Origin of the sequence: Mycolicibacterium pyrenivorans, from assembly GCF_025821625.1 — a bacterium.
Classification (GTDB): domain Bacteria; phylum Actinomycetota; class Actinomycetes; order Mycobacteriales; family Mycobacteriaceae; genus Mycobacterium; species Mycobacterium pyrenivorans.
In genome coordinates this window covers 27,888-43,879 of record NZ_JACKSH010000221.1, presented here as the reverse complement: position 1 = coordinate 43,879, position 15,992 = coordinate 27,888, and the positions used below count along the sequence as shown (strand labels likewise).

General features: G+C 68.7%; 15 protein-coding genes. 14 read left to right on the top strand and 1 reads right to left on the bottom strand.

Going from position 1 to position 15,992, the window contains the following annotated elements:
• Positions 1-57 precede the first annotated feature (57 nt).
• The 11 genes from ftsH to H7I57_RS24190 all read left to right on the top strand — a co-directional run bounded on the left by ftsH (position 58) and on the right by H7I57_RS24190 (position 9,868).
• On the top strand, positions 58-2,403 hold the full coding sequence (gene ftsH, locus H7I57_RS24240) for an ATP-dependent zinc metalloprotease FtsH (RefSeq protein WP_264026636.1): 2,346 nt from the start codon (positions 58-60) through the stop codon (positions 2,401-2,403).
• Between the two features lie 51 nt (positions 2,404-2,454).
• Positions 2,455-3,066, top strand: a complete 612-nt coding sequence (folE, locus tag H7I57_RS24235; protein WP_372510359.1) for a GTP cyclohydrolase I FolE — start codon at positions 2,455-2,457, stop codon at positions 3,064-3,066.
• Between the two features lie 38 nt (positions 3,067-3,104).
• On the top strand, positions 3,105-3,914 hold the full coding sequence (folP, locus tag H7I57_RS24230) for a dihydropteroate synthase (RefSeq protein WP_264026659.1): 810 nt from the start codon (positions 3,105-3,107) through the stop codon (positions 3,912-3,914).
• Positions 3,907-4,290, top strand: a complete 384-nt coding sequence (gene folB, locus H7I57_RS24225) for a dihydroneopterin aldolase (RefSeq protein WP_264026633.1) — start codon at positions 3,907-3,909, stop codon at positions 4,288-4,290. The genes folP and folB overlap by 8 nt, the downstream gene beginning before the upstream one ends.
• 7 nt (positions 4,291-4,297) lie before the next feature.
• Positions 4,298-4,825, top strand: coding sequence for a 2-amino-4-hydroxy-6-hydroxymethyldihydropteridine diphosphokinase (folK, locus tag H7I57_RS24220; protein ID WP_264026657.1), 528 nt, complete (start codon positions 4,298-4,300; stop codon positions 4,823-4,825).
• Positions 4,825-5,301 carry a DUF3180 domain-containing protein gene (locus H7I57_RS24215; RefSeq protein WP_264026632.1) on the top strand — a complete coding sequence of 159 codons (477 nt, stop codon included), beginning with the start codon at positions 4,825-4,827 and terminating at the stop codon, positions 5,299-5,301. The genes folK and H7I57_RS24215 overlap by 1 nt, the downstream gene beginning before the upstream one ends.
• 77 nt (positions 5,302-5,378) lie before the next feature.
• A complete protein-coding gene (locus H7I57_RS24210; protein ID WP_264026630.1) occupies positions 5,379-6,680 on the top strand; it encodes a DUF6779 domain-containing protein in 1,302 nt (433 codons plus the stop codon).
• Between the two features lie 78 nt (positions 6,681-6,758).
• Positions 6,759-7,706: a Rossmann-like and DUF2520 domain-containing protein gene (locus tag H7I57_RS24205; protein ID WP_264026628.1), complete on the top strand. Its 948-nt coding sequence runs from the start codon at positions 6,759-6,761 to the stop codon at positions 7,704-7,706.
• A complete protein-coding gene (gene panC, locus H7I57_RS24200; protein WP_275081641.1) occupies positions 7,703-8,638 on the top strand; it encodes a pantoate--beta-alanine ligase in 936 nt (311 codons plus the stop codon). Before H7I57_RS24205 ends, panC begins: the two co-directional genes overlap by 4 nt.
• Positions 8,638-9,045, top strand: coding sequence for an aspartate 1-decarboxylase (panD, locus tag H7I57_RS24195; RefSeq protein WP_264026626.1), 408 nt, complete (start codon positions 8,638-8,640; stop codon positions 9,043-9,045). Before panC ends, panD begins: the two co-directional genes overlap by 1 nt.
• A 4-nt stretch (positions 9,046-9,049) precedes the next feature.
• Positions 9,050-9,868: a type III pantothenate kinase gene (locus H7I57_RS24190; protein ID WP_264026625.1), complete on the top strand. Its 819-nt coding sequence runs from the start codon at positions 9,050-9,052 to the stop codon at positions 9,866-9,868.
• Here the strand turns inward: H7I57_RS24190 and H7I57_RS24185 are convergent, their stop codons facing one another.
• Positions 9,869-11,131: an alanine racemase gene (locus H7I57_RS24185; protein ID WP_264026624.1), complete on the bottom strand. Its 1,263-nt coding sequence runs from the start codon at positions 11,129-11,131 to the stop codon at positions 9,869-9,871. It lies immediately after the preceding gene.
• 23 nt (positions 11,132-11,154) lie between these two features.
• Between H7I57_RS24185 and lysS the strand changes: the two genes are divergently transcribed.
• The 3 genes from lysS to clpC1 all read left to right on the top strand — a co-directional run bounded on the left by lysS (position 11,155) and on the right by clpC1 (position 15,971).
• Positions 11,155-12,681: a lysine--tRNA ligase gene (gene lysS, locus H7I57_RS24180; protein ID WP_372510357.1), complete on the top strand. Its 1,527-nt coding sequence runs from the start codon at positions 11,155-11,157 to the stop codon at positions 12,679-12,681.
• A gap of 115 nt (positions 12,682-12,796) precedes the next feature.
• Positions 12,797-13,138 carry a histone-like nucleoid-structuring protein Lsr2 gene (gene lsr2 / locus H7I57_RS24175; RefSeq protein WP_264026623.1) on the top strand — a complete coding sequence of 114 codons (342 nt, stop codon included), beginning with the start codon at positions 12,797-12,799 and terminating at the stop codon, positions 13,136-13,138.
• 283 nt (positions 13,139-13,421) lie between these two features.
• Positions 13,422-15,971 carry an ATP-dependent protease ATP-binding subunit ClpC gene (clpC1, locus tag H7I57_RS24170; protein ID WP_264026622.1) on the top strand — a complete coding sequence of 850 codons (2,550 nt, stop codon included), beginning with the start codon at positions 13,422-13,424 and terminating at the stop codon, positions 15,969-15,971.
• Positions 15,972-15,992 lie beyond the last annotated feature (21 nt).

Here is a 15,992-nt window from a genome sequence, read left to right as displayed (position 1 = left end):
CCAGCTGCGCGTATTGGAAGGATTTGGCCGGTGGTTCCGCCGCCGGCCTAGGTACATATGAACCGCAAGAATGTGATCCGCACGCTCACGGTGATCGCCGTGGTGCTGCTGCTCGGGTGGTCGTTCTTCTATTTCAGCGACGACACCCGCGGATACAAGCCTGTCGACACCTCGGTGGCGATAGCGCAGATCAACAGCGACAACGTCACCAGTGCGCAGATCGACGACCGTGAACAGCAGTTGCGGCTCGAGCTGAAGAACGGCAACGGCGACACCGAGAACAGCGACAAGATCATCAGCAAGTACCCCACCGGTTACGGGGTGACGCTGTTCGAGGCGCTGCAGGCCAAGAACGCCAAGACCAACACCGTGGTCAACCAGAGCAGCATGCTGGGCACGCTGCTCATCTACATGTTGCCGCTGCTGCTGCTCGTCGGCCTCTTCGTGATGTTCTCCCGCATGCAGTCCGGTGGCCGGATGGGCTTCGGGTTCGGCAAGTCGAAGGCCAAGCAACTCTCCAAGGACATGCCCAAGACCACGTTCGCCGACGTCGCGGGCGTCGACGAGGCGGTCGAGGAGCTGTACGAGATCAAGGACTTCCTGCAGAACCCGAGCCGCTACCAGGCCCTCGGCGCCAAGATTCCCAAGGGCGTGCTGCTCTACGGTCCTCCGGGCACCGGCAAGACGCTGCTGGCCCGCGCGGTCGCAGGCGAGGCGGGCGTGCCGTTCTTCACGATCTCGGGCTCGGACTTCGTCGAGATGTTTGTCGGCGTCGGCGCCTCCCGGGTGCGTGACCTGTTCGAGCAGGCCAAGCAGAACAGCCCGTGCATCATCTTCGTCGACGAGATCGACGCCGTGGGCCGCCAGCGCGGCGCGGGCCTCGGCGGCGGTCACGACGAGCGCGAGCAGACGCTCAACCAGTTGCTCGTCGAGATGGACGGGTTCGGTGAACGGCAGGGCGTCATCCTGATCGCCGCCACCAACCGGCCCGACATCCTCGATCCGGCGCTGCTGCGGCCAGGTCGCTTCGACCGCCAGATCCCGGTCTCCAGCCCCGATCTCGCGGGCAGGCGCGCCGTACTCAAGGTCCATTCGCAGGGCAAGCCGATCGCGCCCGACGCCGACCTCGACGGGCTGGCCAAACGCACCGTCGGCATGTCCGGCGCCGACCTGGCCAACGTCATCAACGAATCGGCGCTGCTGACCGCCCGCGAGAACGGCACCGTCATCACCGGCGCCGCCCTCGAAGAGGCCGTCGACCGGGTCGTCGGCGGGCCGCGCCGCAAGGGCCGCATCATCAGTGAGCACGAGAAGAAGATCACCGCCTATCACGAGGGCGGGCACACGCTGGCGGCCTGGGCGATGCCCGACATCGAGCCGATCTACAAGGTGACGATCTTGGCTCGCGGCCGCACCGGCGGCCACGCGATGGCCGTGCCGGAGGACGACAAGGGCCTGATGACCCGGTCGGAGATGATCGCGCGACTGGTCTTCGCGATGGGTGGCCGTGCCGCCGAGGAACTGGTTTTCCGCGAGCCCACCACCGGTGCGGTGTCCGACATCGAGCAGGCCACCAAGATCGCCCGCGCGATGGTCACCGAGTACGGCATGAGTTCCAAGCTGGGCGCGGTGCGGTACGGCACCGAGCACGGTGACCCGTTCCTCGGCCGCACGATGGGCACCCAGGCCGACTACAGCCACGAGGTCGCCCAGATCATCGACGACGAGGTGCGCAAGCTCATCGAGGCCGCGCACACCGAGGCGTGGGAGATCCTCACCGAGTACCGCGACGTGCTGGACACCCTGGCCGGTGAGCTGCTGGAGAAGGAGACGCTGCACCGCGTCGAACTGCAGGCCATCTTCGGTGATGTGAAGAAGCGGCCCCGACTGACGATGTTCGACGACTTCGGTGGCCGGGTGCCCTCGGACAAGCCCCCGATCAAGACGCCGGGAGAACTGGCGATCGAGCGCGGCGAGCCGTGGCCAAAGCCGGTCCCCGAGCCCGCGTTCAAGACCGCGATCGCCCAGGCGTCCAAGGCGGCCGCCGAGGCTGCCCACAAGAACGGGGCCAACGGTTCCGGCGCGAACGGGGCGGCCCCGGCCGGGCCCACGCAGCCGGACTACGGTGCTCCCGCCGGCTGGCATGCACCAGGCTGGCCTCCCCAGCACGGCGGACCGCAACAGCACGGTGGACCGCAACAGCACGGCGGGCCCCCACAGCAGGGGCCGCAGCATCAGCAGCCCTGGTATCCGCCGCCGCCGCCGTCGGGGTGGCAGGGGCAGCCACCTGCCTATCAGGGGTATCCGCCGTATCAGGCTTACCCTCAGCCCGGGCACCCAGCGCCCCAGGGCGGGGCACCCACACCCACCGAGGATCCAGGCCGCGAGAGCAGCAAGGGATAGTCCACGGAGCCCGTAGCTTCACCCTGGCTGACACCTGAAATGGAGACTCCGATGACGCGGTCGCCGAACAATCACCCGGTCACGCGCACCCACGCCGATTTCGACCAGGACCGTGCCGAGGCCGCGGTCCGTGAGCTGCTGATCGCGGTCGGGGAAGACCCTGATCGCCACGGTCTCGCGGACACGCCGGCCCGGGTGGCCCGCGCCTACCGCGAGATGTTCGCCGGCCTGTACACCGATCCGGACACCGTGCTCAACACCACCTTCGACGAGCAACACGACGAACTGGTGCTGGTCAAGGAGATCCCGATGTACTCCACCTGTGAGCACCACCTGGTGGCCTTCCACGGTGTCGCCCACGTCGGCTACATCCCCGGGGTCGACGGGCGCGTCACCGGGCTGTCGAAGATCGCCCGCCTGGTTGACCTCTACGCCAAGCGGCCGCAGGTGCAGGAACGGCTGACCGCCCAGATCGCCGATGCGTTGATTCGCAAGCTGGACCCGCGCGGTGCGATCGTGGTCGTCGAGGCCGAGCACCTGTGCATGGCGATGCGGGGGGTGCGCAAGCCCGGCGCGGTGACGACGACCTCCGCGGTGCGCGGACAGTTCAAGCACGACAACGCCTCTCGGGCCGAGGCGCTGGACCTGATTCTGCGAAGGTGAGTTCAGACGGGGGCGAGCGCAGCGACGGCGTGCAGGTGATGGGCGTCGTCAACGTCACCGACGACTCCTTCTCCGACGGGGGACTCTTCCTCGACCGCGATCGGGCCATCGAGCACGGCCTCGAGTTGGTCGCCCAGGGTGCCGCCGTCGTCGACGTCGGTGGGGAGTCGACCCGGCCCGGCGCCACCAGGGTGGACCCCCGGGTCGAGATCTCCCGGGTGCTGCCCGTCGTCAAAGAGCTTGCCCGACAGGGGGTCACGATCAGCATCGACACCATGCACGCCGGGGTGGCGCGTACCGCCGTGGAGAACGGCGCGTCGATCGTCAACGACGTGTCCGGGGGCAGGGCGGACCCGGACATGATGCGGGTCGTCGCCGAGGCCGGGGTGCCGTGGGTGCTCATGCACTGGCGGTCGGTGGGAAGCGACCGTCCGCACGACGCACCCGCCTACGGCAACGTGGTCGTCGAGGTGCGCGACGAACTGATGGCCGGAGTCGATGCCGCCGTGCGCGCGGGGGTGGCCCCGGACAAGCTGATCATCGATCCGGGTCTCGGCTTCGCCAAGACCGCACAACACAATTGGGCGTTGCTCAACGCGCTGCACGAGTTCGTCGACACCGGTGTCCCGGTCCTGGTCGGTGCGTCACGCAAACGATTCCTCGGCACGCTGCTCGCCGGTCCCGACGGAGCGCCAAGACCGCCCGGCGGCCGGGAGACGGCCACCGCGGTCATCTCCGCGCTGGCCGGCTGGCACGGGGTGTGGGGTGTCCGGGTGCACGACGTGCGCGCGTCGGTCGACGCGCTGGCTGTGGTTGCGGCGTGGCAGGCGGCGGGCGAGCATGGCTGACCGAATCGAATTGCGGGGACTGACGGTTCGCGGCCATCACGGCGTCTTCGACCATGAGCGTCGCGACGGCCAGGACTTCGTCGTCGACATCACCGCGTGGCTCGATCTGCGCGCCGCCGCCGCCAGCGACGACCTCGCCGACACCCTGGACTATGGCGTCCTCGCGCAGCGTGCCGCCGACATCGTCGCCGGCCCCCCGCGGCAGCTGATCGAGACGGTGGCCGCGGAGATCGCCGACGACGTGATGGCTGACGAACGGGTCCACGCCGTGGAGGTCGTGGTGCACAAGCCGGGGGCGCCGATCCCGTTGGAGTTCGCCGATGTCGCGGTCGTGGCCCGACGGTCGCGCCGTGGCGGCCGGGACGCAGACCGGTGATCGTGCGATGACGTCGGTGGTGTTGTCCATCGGCTCGAACGTCGGGGACCGGATGGCGTGGCTGCAGTCGGTGGTCGACGGACTCGGCCGCTCGGCGGTGGCGGTCTCACCGGTGTACGAGACCGACGCGTGGGGCGGCGTCGAGCAACGGCCGTTCCTCAATGCCGTTGTCCTCGCCGATGATCCGGACGTGGACGCGCACGGCTGGCTGCGTCGCGCCCACGAACTGGAGGACGCCGCGCACCGGGTCCGCGACCAGCGGTGGGGCCCGAGAACGCTGGACGTCGACCTCGTCACCTGTCATGACACTCGCGGCGAGGTGACGGTGCGCGACGACGTCCTCACGCTGCCGCACCCGTACGCCCACGTGCGGGCATTCGTCCTGGTGCCGTGGCTGGCCGTCGATCCGGGAGCCACCTTGACCGTCGCGGGTCGGGCGAGGACCGTCGCGCACCTTCTCGACGACGTCGACCCGGCGGAACGCGCCGGGGTGCGGCCCACCGAGTCGGCGCTGCGCACCGGGAACGGACGCTGATGGGACCGACCCGACTCCGCGACCTGCTCGCCGCCGTGGTCGCGACCGCGGTGGTGGGCTATCTGCTGGTGCGCGTGGTGTACCGATGGTTCCCGCCGATCACGCCGTGGACCGGGGTGTCGCTGCTGGGCCTGGCGATCGCCGTCGCGGGCTGGGGCTTCCTGGTGCGCGCCAGGATTCGTGACGGTGAGATCGGCGTCGGGCAGGGTCGGCTGCATCCGCTCGCGGTGGCGCGATCGGTGGTGATCGCCAAGGCATCGGCGTGGGTGGGCAGTGTGGTGCTGGGGTGGTGGCTGGCGGTGCTGGCCTACGTGCTGCCGCGCCGCAGCACGTTGCGGGTGGCCGCAGAGGACACCTCGGGTGCGGTGGTGGCCGGGTTGTGCGCGCTCGCGCTGGTCGTCGCGGCGCTGTGGCTGCAGCATTGCTGCAGGTCTCCCGACGAACCACAGGAGAACGCCGACGCCGCACCCGGCTGACCGATTGTTTCAGCGCGCCAGCCGAATCGCCGTACATGTCGACACGCGAGATGACCTGTGACAGGTACAGTCGGCCCATGACCGATCCGACCCGTGGCGCGCGCCTTCGGCGCGGCGCTCGACGGCCGGGTTGGGTCCTGATGTCGGTGTTGCTGGTGCTCGCCATCGCGGCGAGTTCGGCCCTGGTGTTCACCAACCGTGTCGAGTTGCTGAAGCTGGCGGTCATCCTGGCTTTGTGGGCTGCGGTGGTGGCGGCGTTCGTGTCCGTCATCTACCGCAGGCAGAGCGACAGCGACCAGGCGAAGGTGCGTGACCTGAAGCTGGTGTACGACCTGCAGCTGGAGCGCGAGATCTCCGCGCGGCGGGAGTACGAGCTCGCGGTCGAGACACAGCTGCGCCGTGAGCTCGCCTCGGAGTTGCGGGCGCAGGCATCCGACGAGGTGTCGGCACTGCGCGCCGAATTGGCCGCGCTGCGCGCGAATCTGGAATACCTGTTCGACACGGACCTGTCCCATCGGCACGCGATCGAGACGGATCGGTCCGGTGCGCGGGCGTTCAGCGACTGGACTCCCGGCGCCGACACAGCGGGGCGGGTCAGCAGCAGCCGGATCGACACCGAGGACGCCGAAGTGGTCCCCGACGTCGACGTGCACGCCCCCGACACCGTGGAGAGCCCGATCATCGACGTCCCCGCCGAACCGCACCCACCGGAGGACGAGCGGGTGTCGCCGGTCGACCAGGCGGGAGGTGCGCATCGCAGGTTCGCCGAGCAGGCGAGGACGCACCGGGCCGACGAGCAGGCGGGGCGGCAATGGGCGCCACGACCGTCCACGCCGCCACCGCCACCGCCACCGCCACCGCCGCCGCCGCCGCAAAACATCCCGCCCCAGCCCGAGCCGCAGTTCCCCTGGTTGCCGCCGCCCACGCCGCAGCCCCAGGCGCCTGAACCTGCCGCTCCCGCGGCCGCTCAGTGGGAGCCGGTTCCGGCTGAGGGGCAGTGGATTCCGCCGGGCGCGCCGGGCAGCAACTGGGTGGCGTCCCCAGGTGGCAACGGGACCGTCGAATACGTGGGCAGGAGGCGGGTGCCCGACGAGCCGCCACCGCCGCAGGCACCCGGTCTGACTCCGCCACCCGCCGAACCGCCACGCGGTCGGCACTATGCCGGCCCTCCGGACGCCGATGCGCCGGTGGCGCCGCCTACGGCGCCCCCGGCCACCGAGCACGCCGAGCACGCCGAGCACGCCGAGCACGCCGAGCACGCCGAGCAGGAGGATTCCGACGGGGGCGCCCACACCGGTGGCCAGTCCGTCGCGGAGTTGTTGGCGCGACTGCAGGCGAGCCCGTCGGGAGGCGGCGGGCGCAGGCGTCGCGAGGATTGAGCTAATCTCGTAGCGACCGTCCGGTACCCGCCACGCAGGACCGGAACGTACTCATCAGAAACTGCGAGGTCGTCTGCAATGCTGCAGCCCCCCGCCAGCGGGAACCCTCCCCACGAGGGACTCCGCCCGGCCCGGCTCACGATCGGCGTCATCTCCGCTGGTCGGGTGGGTACCGCGCTGGGCTTCGCGCTGGAACGCGCCGAACACGTCGTCGCCGGCTGCAGCGCGGTCTCGAGCGCCTCGCGGCAGCGCGCGCAGCGCTGGCTCCCCGACACCCCCGTGCTGCCGGTCGACGAGGTGGCCAGGCGGGCCGAACTGCTGCTGCTGGCCGTCCCCGACGCGGAACTGCCCGCACTGGTGACCGGACTGGCCGCGACCGGGGCCGTGCGCGCGAACACCATCGTGGTGCACACCTCGGGCGCCAACGGGATCGGCGTGCTGGCGCCGCTGGCCGAGCAGGGGTGCATCGTGCTGGCGATCCACCCGGCGATGACCTTCGCGGGGTCGGACGAGGACATCGACCGCCTGCGGGGCACATGCTTCGGCATCACCGCGGCCGACGAGATCGGGTACGCGATCGCTCAGTCGCTGGTCCTCGAGATCGGCGGCGAACCGTTCCGCGTCCGTGAGGACGCCAGGACGCTCTATCACGCCGCGCTGGCCCACGGCGGTAACCATGTGATCACCGTGCTGCTCGACGCGGTCGAGGCGTTGCGCGCCGCACTGTGGGGCCAGGAACTGCTGGGACAGGAGCCCGTTTCCGACACTCCGGGTGGGCTGGCCGAGCGGATCATCGGTCCATTGGCGCGGGCATCGCTGGAGAACGCGTTGCAGCGTGGCCAGGCCGCACTCACCGGTCCGGTCGCCCGCGGCGACGCGGCGGCGGTGGCCGGTCATCTGCGCGCGCTCGACGAGGTGAGTCCTGATCTGGCACAGGCGTATCGGACGAATTCGTGGCGCACGGCCCAACGTGCGAAGGCCCCGGACGCGGTGTTCGAGGCCCTGGCGGAAGCGGGACAGGCATGATCACCGGCAGCACCCCGAAGTTCGCCGCGGGGCAGCTCAACGCGTACGCGCGACCGACGGACGTCTCCGCCGTGACGCGGGCGTTGCGCGCCACCGGCCGCAGGATCGTGTTGGTGCCCACCATGGGAGCGCTGCACGAGGGCCACTTGACGTTGATCCGCGCCGCCAAACGGGTGCAGGGCGCCGTCGTGGTGGTGTCGATCTTCGTCAACCCGCTGCAGTTCGGCGCCGGTGAGGACCTCGACGCCTACCCGCGCACGCTCGACGACGATCTCGCCGCGCTGCGCGCCGAGGGTGTCGAGATCGCGTTCACCCCGACCGCCGATGACATGTACCCCGAGGGCACCCGCACCACCGTGGTGCCGGGTCCGCTCGGTGCCGAACTCGAAGGTGCGCTGCGGCCAACACATTTCGCCGGCGTCCTGACCGTGGTGCTCAAACTGTGCAACGCTGTGCATCCGGACCGGGCGTTCTTCGGGGAGAAGGACTACCAGCAGTTGACGCTGATCCGGCAGATGGTCACGGATCTGAACCTGGACGTGCAGGTGGTGGGGGTGCCCATCGTGCGGGAGCCCGACGGGCTGGCCATGTCGTCGCGGAACCGCTACCTCGACGTTGTCCAGCGGGAGCAGGCGGGCGCGTTGTCGGCGGCCCTGCTCGCGGGGATGTACGCGGCGGGGGAGGGAACCGCGGCGGCGGTGGACGCCGCGCGCGCGGTGCTCGACGAGGTGCCCGCGATCGAGGTCGACTACCTGGAGGTGCGTGACGCGATGCTGGGCCCGGCACCGGAGGTGGGGATGGGCCGGATGCTGGTCGCCGGCCGACTGGGCGCGACCAGACTTCTGGACAACATCGCCATCGACATCGGGGTGCCGTCGGGTCCGGGGCCGCAGGTCGAGTTCGACGAACACGAATTGCCCTGGAGGAACTGATGTTACGAACCATGCTGAAGTCCAAGATCCACCGTGCCACCGTCACGCAGGCCGATCTGCACTACGTCGGTTCGGTGACCGTGGACGCAGATCTGATGGACGCGGCCGACCTGCTCGAGGGGGAGCAGGTGACGATCGTCGACGTCGACAACGGTGCCCGGCTGGTCACCTATGTGATCACCGGTGAGCGAGGCAGCGGTGTGATCGGCATCAACGGTGCCGCAGCGCATCTGATCCATCCCGGCGACCTGGTGATCCTCATCGCCTACGGGACGATGGAGGACGCGGAGGCAAGGGCCTACCGGCCGCGGGTGGTGTTCGTCGACGCCGACAACCGGCAGATCGACCTCGGCGCCGACCCGGCGTATGTGCCGTCGGACGCTTCCGGGCTGATGTCGCCGAGGTGATGGCGTGCTCCTGGCGATAGACGTCCGCAACACCCACACGGTCGTCGGTCTGGTGTCGGGTTCCGGTGACCACGCCAAGGTCGTCCACCACTGGCGGATCCGCACCGAGTCCGAGGTGACCTCCGACGAGTTGGCCCTGACGATCGACGGCCTGATCGGTGACGACGGCGAACAGCTCACCGGGGCGGCGGGTTTGTCGACCGTGCCGTCGGTGCTCCACGAGGTGCGCCTGATGCTCGAACAGTACTGGCCGGCCGTGCCCCATGTGCTGATCGAACCGGGGGTGCGCACCGGCATCCCGCTGCTCGTCGACAACCCCAAAGAGGTGGGTGCCGACCGCATCGTCAATTGTCTTGCCGCGTATCACAAGTACAAGTCGGCCGCGATCGTGGTGGACTTCGGCTCGTCGATCTGTGTGGACGTCGTGTCGGCCAAGGGGGAGTTCCTCGGCGGCGCCATCGCCCCCGGCGTGCAGGTGTCGTCCGATGCGGCGGCGGCGCGCTCGGCCGCGCTTCGCCGCGTCGAGCTGACCCGCCCGCGGTCGATCATCGGCAAGAACACCGTCGAATGCATGCAGGCGGGTGCGGTGTTCGGATTCGCCGGGCTGGTGGACGGATTGGTGAAGCGGGTGCGCGAGGACGTCGACGGCTTCGGCGAGGGCGACGACGTCGCGGTGGTCGCGACCGGGCACGGGGCGCCGCTGGTGTTGGAGGACGTGCGCTCCGTCGAGCACTACGACCGTCACCTGACCCTGGACGGCCTGCGCCTGGTCTTCGAACGCAACCGCGACGGTCAGCGGGGCAAGCTCCGACCCGCCCGCTAGTCAGAAATAGGTGCGGATCAGGTCGACCACCCGGTCGTCGCCGTCGACCACCGGGATCAGCCGCCACTTGTCGAACACCGTGCAGGGGTGGGAGACGCCGAACCGCAGCCACGCGCCGACCGGCGCCCGTGGACGGTCGGCTGCGCCGAGCCTCACGAACGCGTGCTGGTCGTTGAGCTTGACGACCTCGCTGCCGGGCAGCTCGATCGGGACGGGCAGCCCCTGGTCGAACGCCACGTCACGGCGGCCCATCGTCACGATCGCCAGGTCGGCCTCGGGGCGCGACACCACTTGCGCGCGCAATTCGAGGGCGGGACGCAGACCGGCGCGCCCGCCGCGGGTCAGCGGTGACGTCGTCGCGTACAGCCCGTGGTCGTGGGTCAGGTAGCAGCCGCTGCGCAGGATCGTGCGCACCGACATGCCGTCGGGCCAGCGCGTCAGCGCGTCCGCGACGGCGTCGAAGTACGTGCTGCCGCCGGCGCTGACGATGACGCGGTCGGTCTCGAACAGTCCGGCGAGGCGGATCACCGCCGCACGCAGCCCGGCGAGGTGCTCGGCGACGGCCGCCGTCGCGGCGGGATGCAGCGACTGCCCGGCCGCGGCTTCGTAGCCGGCGACACCGACCAGCCGCAGCCGGGGCGACGCGGCCGCCGCGCGGGCGACCTCGTCCACCGCGTCGGCTGTCCTGCAGCCGCTGCGCCCGGACGGCATCCCGAGTTCGACGCACACGTCGACGCGTCGTCGTGCGCCCGCCAGCGCCGACGTCATCAGCTCGACGCCCCGCACCGAATCCACCCAGCACACGAACCCGAAGCCGTCATCGCCGTCCAGTTCGGAGGCCAGCCAGCGCAACCCGGCGTCATCGACGAGCTCGTTGGCCAGCACCAGCTCACCGACACCGAACGCGCGGTAGACCGCGGCCTGGCCGATGGTGGCGACGGTGATCCCGCACGCGCCCGCGTCGAGTTGGCGGGCGGCCAGCTGCGGCGCCATGTGGGTCTTGCCGTGCGGTGCGAGCTCGACCCCGCGCTCGCGGCACCACCCGGCCATCGCTGCGAGGTTGTGTGACAACGCCTCGGCGTGAAGGACGCACATCGGGCCGATGGCGCCGCCGGAGAACGACTCGGGCGCCTGCGCGACGATCTGGGCGGGCGTGCGCCCCCACCACTGTGCCGGGATTCCCTTGAAGCTCCAGTCCAGCGGCTGGTCGTCCAGCGCACGGACCGCCGCCCGGTTGATCGGCGCGTTGATGGGCACAGCCATCTGTTCATTTAAGCTGGCACGTCGTGACACCCCCCGATTCCCACCCTGACTCCGACGAGATCCGCGATGACGTTCCCGAGCAGTTCCGGATTCGTCAGGCCAAGCGCGAGCGGCTGCTCGCCGAGGGGCGCGAGCCCTATCCCGTCGAGGTGGCCCGCACCCACAGCCTCGCCGAGGTGCGAGAGGCCTATCCCGACCTGGCCGCTGACACCGAAACGGGTCAGCAGGTCGGCGTCGCGGGCCGGGTGATCTTCGCGCGCAACTCCGGAAAGCTGTGCTTTGCGACGCTGCAGGAGGGCGATGGATCGCAGCTGCAGGCGATGGTCAGCCTCGATCGGGTCGGGCGGGAATCACTCGACGCGTGGAAGGCCGACGTCGACCTGGGTGACATCGTGTTCGTCCACGGCGAGGTGATCAGCTCCCGTCGCGGCGAACTCTCTGTGCTCGCGGACTCCTGGCAAATCACGTCCAAGGCGCTGCGGCCGTTGCCGGTCGCGCACAAGGAACTGAGCGAGGAGGCCAGGGTCCGGCAGCGCTATGTCGACCTGATCGTTCGCCCGGAGGCGCGGGCGGTCGCCCGGCAGCGGGTGGCGGTGGTGCGCGCGGTGCGTTCCGCGCTGGAACGGCGCGGGTTTCTCGAAGTGGAGACACCGATCCTGCAAACGCTGGCAGGCGGTGCGGCGGCACGTCCTTTCGTGACGCACTCCAATGCGCTCGACGCAGACCTCTACCTGCGCATTGCACCCGAACTTTTTCTGAAACGATGCGTGGTCGGCGGATTCGACCGGGTCTTCGAGTTGAATCGGGTGTTCAGAAACGAGGGCGCGGATTCCACCCATTCACCGGAATTCGCGATGCTCGAGACATATCAGGCCTACGGCACCTACGACGATTCCGCGGTCATGACGCGTGAAATTATTCAAGAGGTCGCCGACGAGGCCATCGGGACACGCAAGGTGCCATTGCCTGATGGCACCGTGTACGACCTCGACGGGGAATGGGACATCATTGAGATGTACCCGTCATTGTCCGAAGCGCTCGGCGAGGAGATCACCCCGCAGACTTCCGCGGACCGACTTTGGCAGATCGCCGACCGCCTCGGTGTCGAGATTCCCCGGGATCGCGGTTTCGGGCATGGGAAATTGGTCGAGGAACTCTGGGAATTCACGGTCGGAGACAAGCTCTGGGCGCCGACATTCGTGCGCGACTTCCCGCTGGAGACCACACCGCTGACGCGGACTCATCGCAGCATCCACGGAGTCACGGAGAAATGGGATCTCTACGTTCGACATATCGAGCTGGCGACCGGTTACTCCGAGTTGATCGATCCGGTCATTCAGCGGGAAAGATTCGAGGCGCAGGCGCGCGCGGCGGCGGCCGGTGACGATGAGGCAATGGCGCTCGACGAGGATTTCCTGACGGCACTGGAGTATGCAATGCCGCCAACCACCGGCACAGGAATGGGTATCGATCGCTTGTTGATGGCCTTGACCGGTCTGTCGATTAGGGACACGGTTTTGTTCCCCATTGTTCGTCGACACGGCAACTGAACTGCCACGATTCATCCGTTGTTGAATGGATTGACACGGTATGGCACATTGGTGCTCGGGGCGTGGGTGTCATATCCAAGAATGACGAAGTGTGTAACGAAGGGCAGTGGGGTTAATGGCCAAGAAGGTCACCGTCACGTTGGTGGATGATTTCGACGGTGAAGGCGCCGCCGACGAGACGGTCGAATTCGGTCTCGACGGGGTGAGTTACGAGATCGACCTCTCCGCCAAGAACGCCGCCAGGCTTCGCAGCGATCTGAAGCAGTGGGTCGATGCAGGCCGCCGGGTCGGGGGCCGCAGGCGTGGCCGCTCGGTCGGCACCGGCCGGGGACGGGCGGCGATCGACCGCGAGCAGAGTGCAGCAATCAGAGAATGGGCGCGCCGCAACGGCCACAACGTCTCCACACGCGGCAGAATCCCCGCTGACGTGATCGACGCGTTTCACGCAGCAACCTAGTAATCGATAGCCGGCACACTCCGCACCGTTCAGGTGTTCGCTAGCGGCGAACTCCTCGTGGCGCCGCCATTGAAACGAATCAGCGCCTCCCCGCGTTGCTCTAGCAGCACCGGGTGCAGGCCGGTTCTTACGTGAGATGTCACTTTCGATGTTTCCCGAAGGGGACCTCCAGGCGGGGCACCCGGGGCTGCCGCCCATTACAGTGGACGGCAGGTGCATAGCACTGACTCACGAAGGTCGTCGTGCGGCACCTATCTATGCGATGGAGAGCAGGTAACCACGGATGTTCGAAAGATTCACCGACCGTGCGCGTCGGGTTGTCGTCCTGGCTCAAGAAGAAGCCAGGATGCTCAATCACAACTACATCGGCACCGAGCACATCCTGCTGGGACTCATTCACGAGGGCGAGGGCGTGGCCGCCAAGTCGCTCGAGTCGTTGGGCATCTCCCTGGAAGGCGTGCGCAGCCAGGTCGAGGAGATCATCGGCCAGGGCCAGCAGGCGCCGTCGGGCCACATCCCCTTCACCCCGCGTGCCAAGAAGGTGCTCGAGCTTAGCCTGCGCGAGGCGCTGCAACTCGGCCACAACTACATCGGGACCGAGCACATCCTGCTCGGCCTGATCCGCGAGGGCGAGGGTGTGGCGGCGCAGGTGCTCGTCAAGCTCGGCGCCGAGCTGACCCGGGTCCGCCAGCAGGTCATCCAGCTGCTGAGCGGCTACCAGGGCAAGGAGACCGCGGAGGCCGGTACCGGCGGCCGCGGCGGCGAGGCGGGCAATCCGTCCACCTCGCTGGTCCTCGACCAGTTCGGCCGCAACCTGACCGCGGCCGCGATGGAGGGCAAGCTCGACCCGGTCATCGGCCGGGAGAAGGAAATCGAGCGGGTCATGCAGGTGCTGAGCCGCCGCACCAAGAACAACCCGGTGCTGATCGGCGAGCCCGGTGTCGGCAAGACCGCCGTCGTCGAGGGCCTCGCGCAGGCGATCGTTCACGGCGACGTGCCCGAGACGCTGAAGGACAAGCAGCTCTACACGCTCGACCTCGGTTCGCTGGTGGCCGGCAGCCGCTACCGCGGTGACTTCGAGGAACGCCTGAAGAAGGTGCTCAAGGAGATCAACACCCGCGGCGACATCATCCTGTTCATCGACGAACTGCACACGCTCGTCGGGGCGGGAGCCGCCGAGGGCGCGATCGACGCGGCCAGCATCCTGAAGCCGAAGCTGGCTCGCGGCGAGCTGCAGACCATCGGCGCGACGACGCTCGACGAGTACCGCAAGTACATCGAGAAGGACGCCGCGCTGGAGCGCCGGTTCCAACCGGTGCAGGTCGGCGAGCCGACGGTCGAGCACACCATCGAGATCCTCAAGGGACTGCGCGACCGCTACGAGGCGCACCACCGCGTCTCGATCACCGACGGCGCCATCGCGGCCGCGGCCACCCTGGCCGACCGCTACATCAACGACCGGTTCCTGCCGGACAAGGCGATCGACCTGATCGACGAGGCCGGGGCCCGGATGCGGATCCGCCGGATGACCGCGCCGCCGGACCTGCGCGAGTTCGACGAGAAGATCGCCGACGCGCGCCGGGAGAAGGAATCCGCGATCGACGCGCAGGACTTCGAGAAGGCAGCCAGCCTGCGGGACCGGGAGAAGACCCTGGTCGCGCAGCGCGCCGAGCGTGAGAAGCAGTGGCGCTCAGGCGATCTCGACGTGGTCGCCGAGGTCGACGATGAGCAGATCGCCGAGGTGCTCGGCAACTGGACCGGCATCCCGGTGTTCAAGCTGACCGAGGAGGAGACCACTCGGCTGCTGCGCATGGAGGACGAGCTGCACAAGCGGATCATCGGCCAGGAGGATGCCGTCAAGGCCGTCTCCAAGGCGATCCGCCGCACCCGCGCCGGGCTCAAGGATCCCAAGCGCCCGTCGGGGTCGTTCATCTTCGCCGGGCCGTCCGGTGTCGGTAAGACCGAGCTGTCCAAGGCGCTGGCGAACTTCCTGTTCGGCGACGACGACGCGCTCATCCAGATCGACATGGGCGAATTCCACGACCGCTTCACCGCCTCGCGGCTGTTCGGTGCCCCCCCGGGCTACGTCGGCTACGAGGAGGGCGGCCAGCTCACCGAGAAGGTGCGCCGCAAGCCGTTCTCGGTCGTGCTGTTCGACGAGATCGAGAAGGCGCACCAGGAGATCTACAACAGCCTGTTGCAGGTCCTCGAGGACGGTCGCCTGACCGACGGTCAGGGCCGCACGGTCGACTTCAAGAACACCGTGCTGATCTTCACCTCGAACCTGGGCACCTCCGACATCTCCAAGGCGGTCGGCCTGGGCTTCACCCAGGGTGGCGGTGAGAACAACTACGAGCGGATGAAGCAGAAGGTCAACGACGAGCTGAAGAAGCACTTCCGCCCGGAGTTCCTCAACCGCATCGACGACATCATCGTGTTCCACCAGCTGACTCAGGACGAGATCATCAAGATGGTCGACCTGATGATCGGCCGGGTGAGCAAGCAGCTCAAGGCCAAGGACATGACGATGGAGCTCACCGACAAGGCCAAGTCGTTGCTGGCCAAGCGCGGGTTCGACCCGGTGCTGGGAGCTCGGCCGCTGCGCCGGACCATCCAGCGCGAGATCGAGGACGCGCTGTCGGAGAAGATCCTGTTCGAGGAGGTCGGTCCCGGCCAGCTCGTGACGGTCGACGTCGAGAACTGGGACGGCGAGGGTGCCGGCGAGGACGCCGTCTTCACGTTCGTCGGGAGCCGCAAGCCTGCCGTGCCCGTCGAACCGGACCTGGCTCAGGCCGGTGCCGCGGGCACGCCGAGCGCGGCCACTTCGGAGTAACTCCAGCGAGACCGGACGGGC

Coding starts and splice junctions, on each gene's coding strand:
- ftsH (WP_264026636.1), top strand. CDS start 58: ATGAACCGCAAGAATGTGATCCGCACGCTCACGGTGATCGCCGTGGTG.
- folE (WP_372510359.1), top strand. CDS start 2,455: ATGACGCGGTCGCCGAACAATCACCCGGTCACGCGCACCCACGCCGAT.
- folP (WP_264026659.1), top strand. CDS start 3,105: ATGGGCGTCGTCAACGTCACCGACGACTCCTTCTCCGACGGGGGACTC.
- folB (WP_264026633.1), top strand. CDS start 3,907: ATGGCTGACCGAATCGAATTGCGGGGACTGACGGTTCGCGGCCATCAC.
- folK (WP_264026657.1), top strand. CDS start 4,298: ATGACGTCGGTGGTGTTGTCCATCGGCTCGAACGTCGGGGACCGGATG.
- H7I57_RS24215 (WP_264026632.1), top strand. CDS start 4,825: ATGGGACCGACCCGACTCCGCGACCTGCTCGCCGCCGTGGTCGCGACC.
- H7I57_RS24210 (WP_264026630.1), top strand. CDS start 5,379: ATGACCGATCCGACCCGTGGCGCGCGCCTTCGGCGCGGCGCTCGACGG.
- H7I57_RS24205 (WP_264026628.1), top strand. CDS start 6,759: ATGCTGCAGCCCCCCGCCAGCGGGAACCCTCCCCACGAGGGACTCCGC.
- panC (WP_275081641.1), top strand. CDS start 7,703: ATGATCACCGGCAGCACCCCGAAGTTCGCCGCGGGGCAGCTCAACGCG.
- panD (WP_264026626.1), top strand. CDS start 8,638: ATGTTACGAACCATGCTGAAGTCCAAGATCCACCGTGCCACCGTCACG.
- H7I57_RS24185 (WP_264026624.1), bottom strand. CDS start 11,131: ATGGCTGTGCCCATCAACGCGCCGATCAACCGGGCGGCGGTCCGTGCG.
- lsr2 (WP_264026623.1), top strand. CDS start 12,797: ATGGCCAAGAAGGTCACCGTCACGTTGGTGGATGATTTCGACGGTGAA.
- clpC1 (WP_264026622.1), top strand. CDS start 13,422: ATGTTCGAAAGATTCACCGACCGTGCGCGTCGGGTTGTCGTCCTGGCT.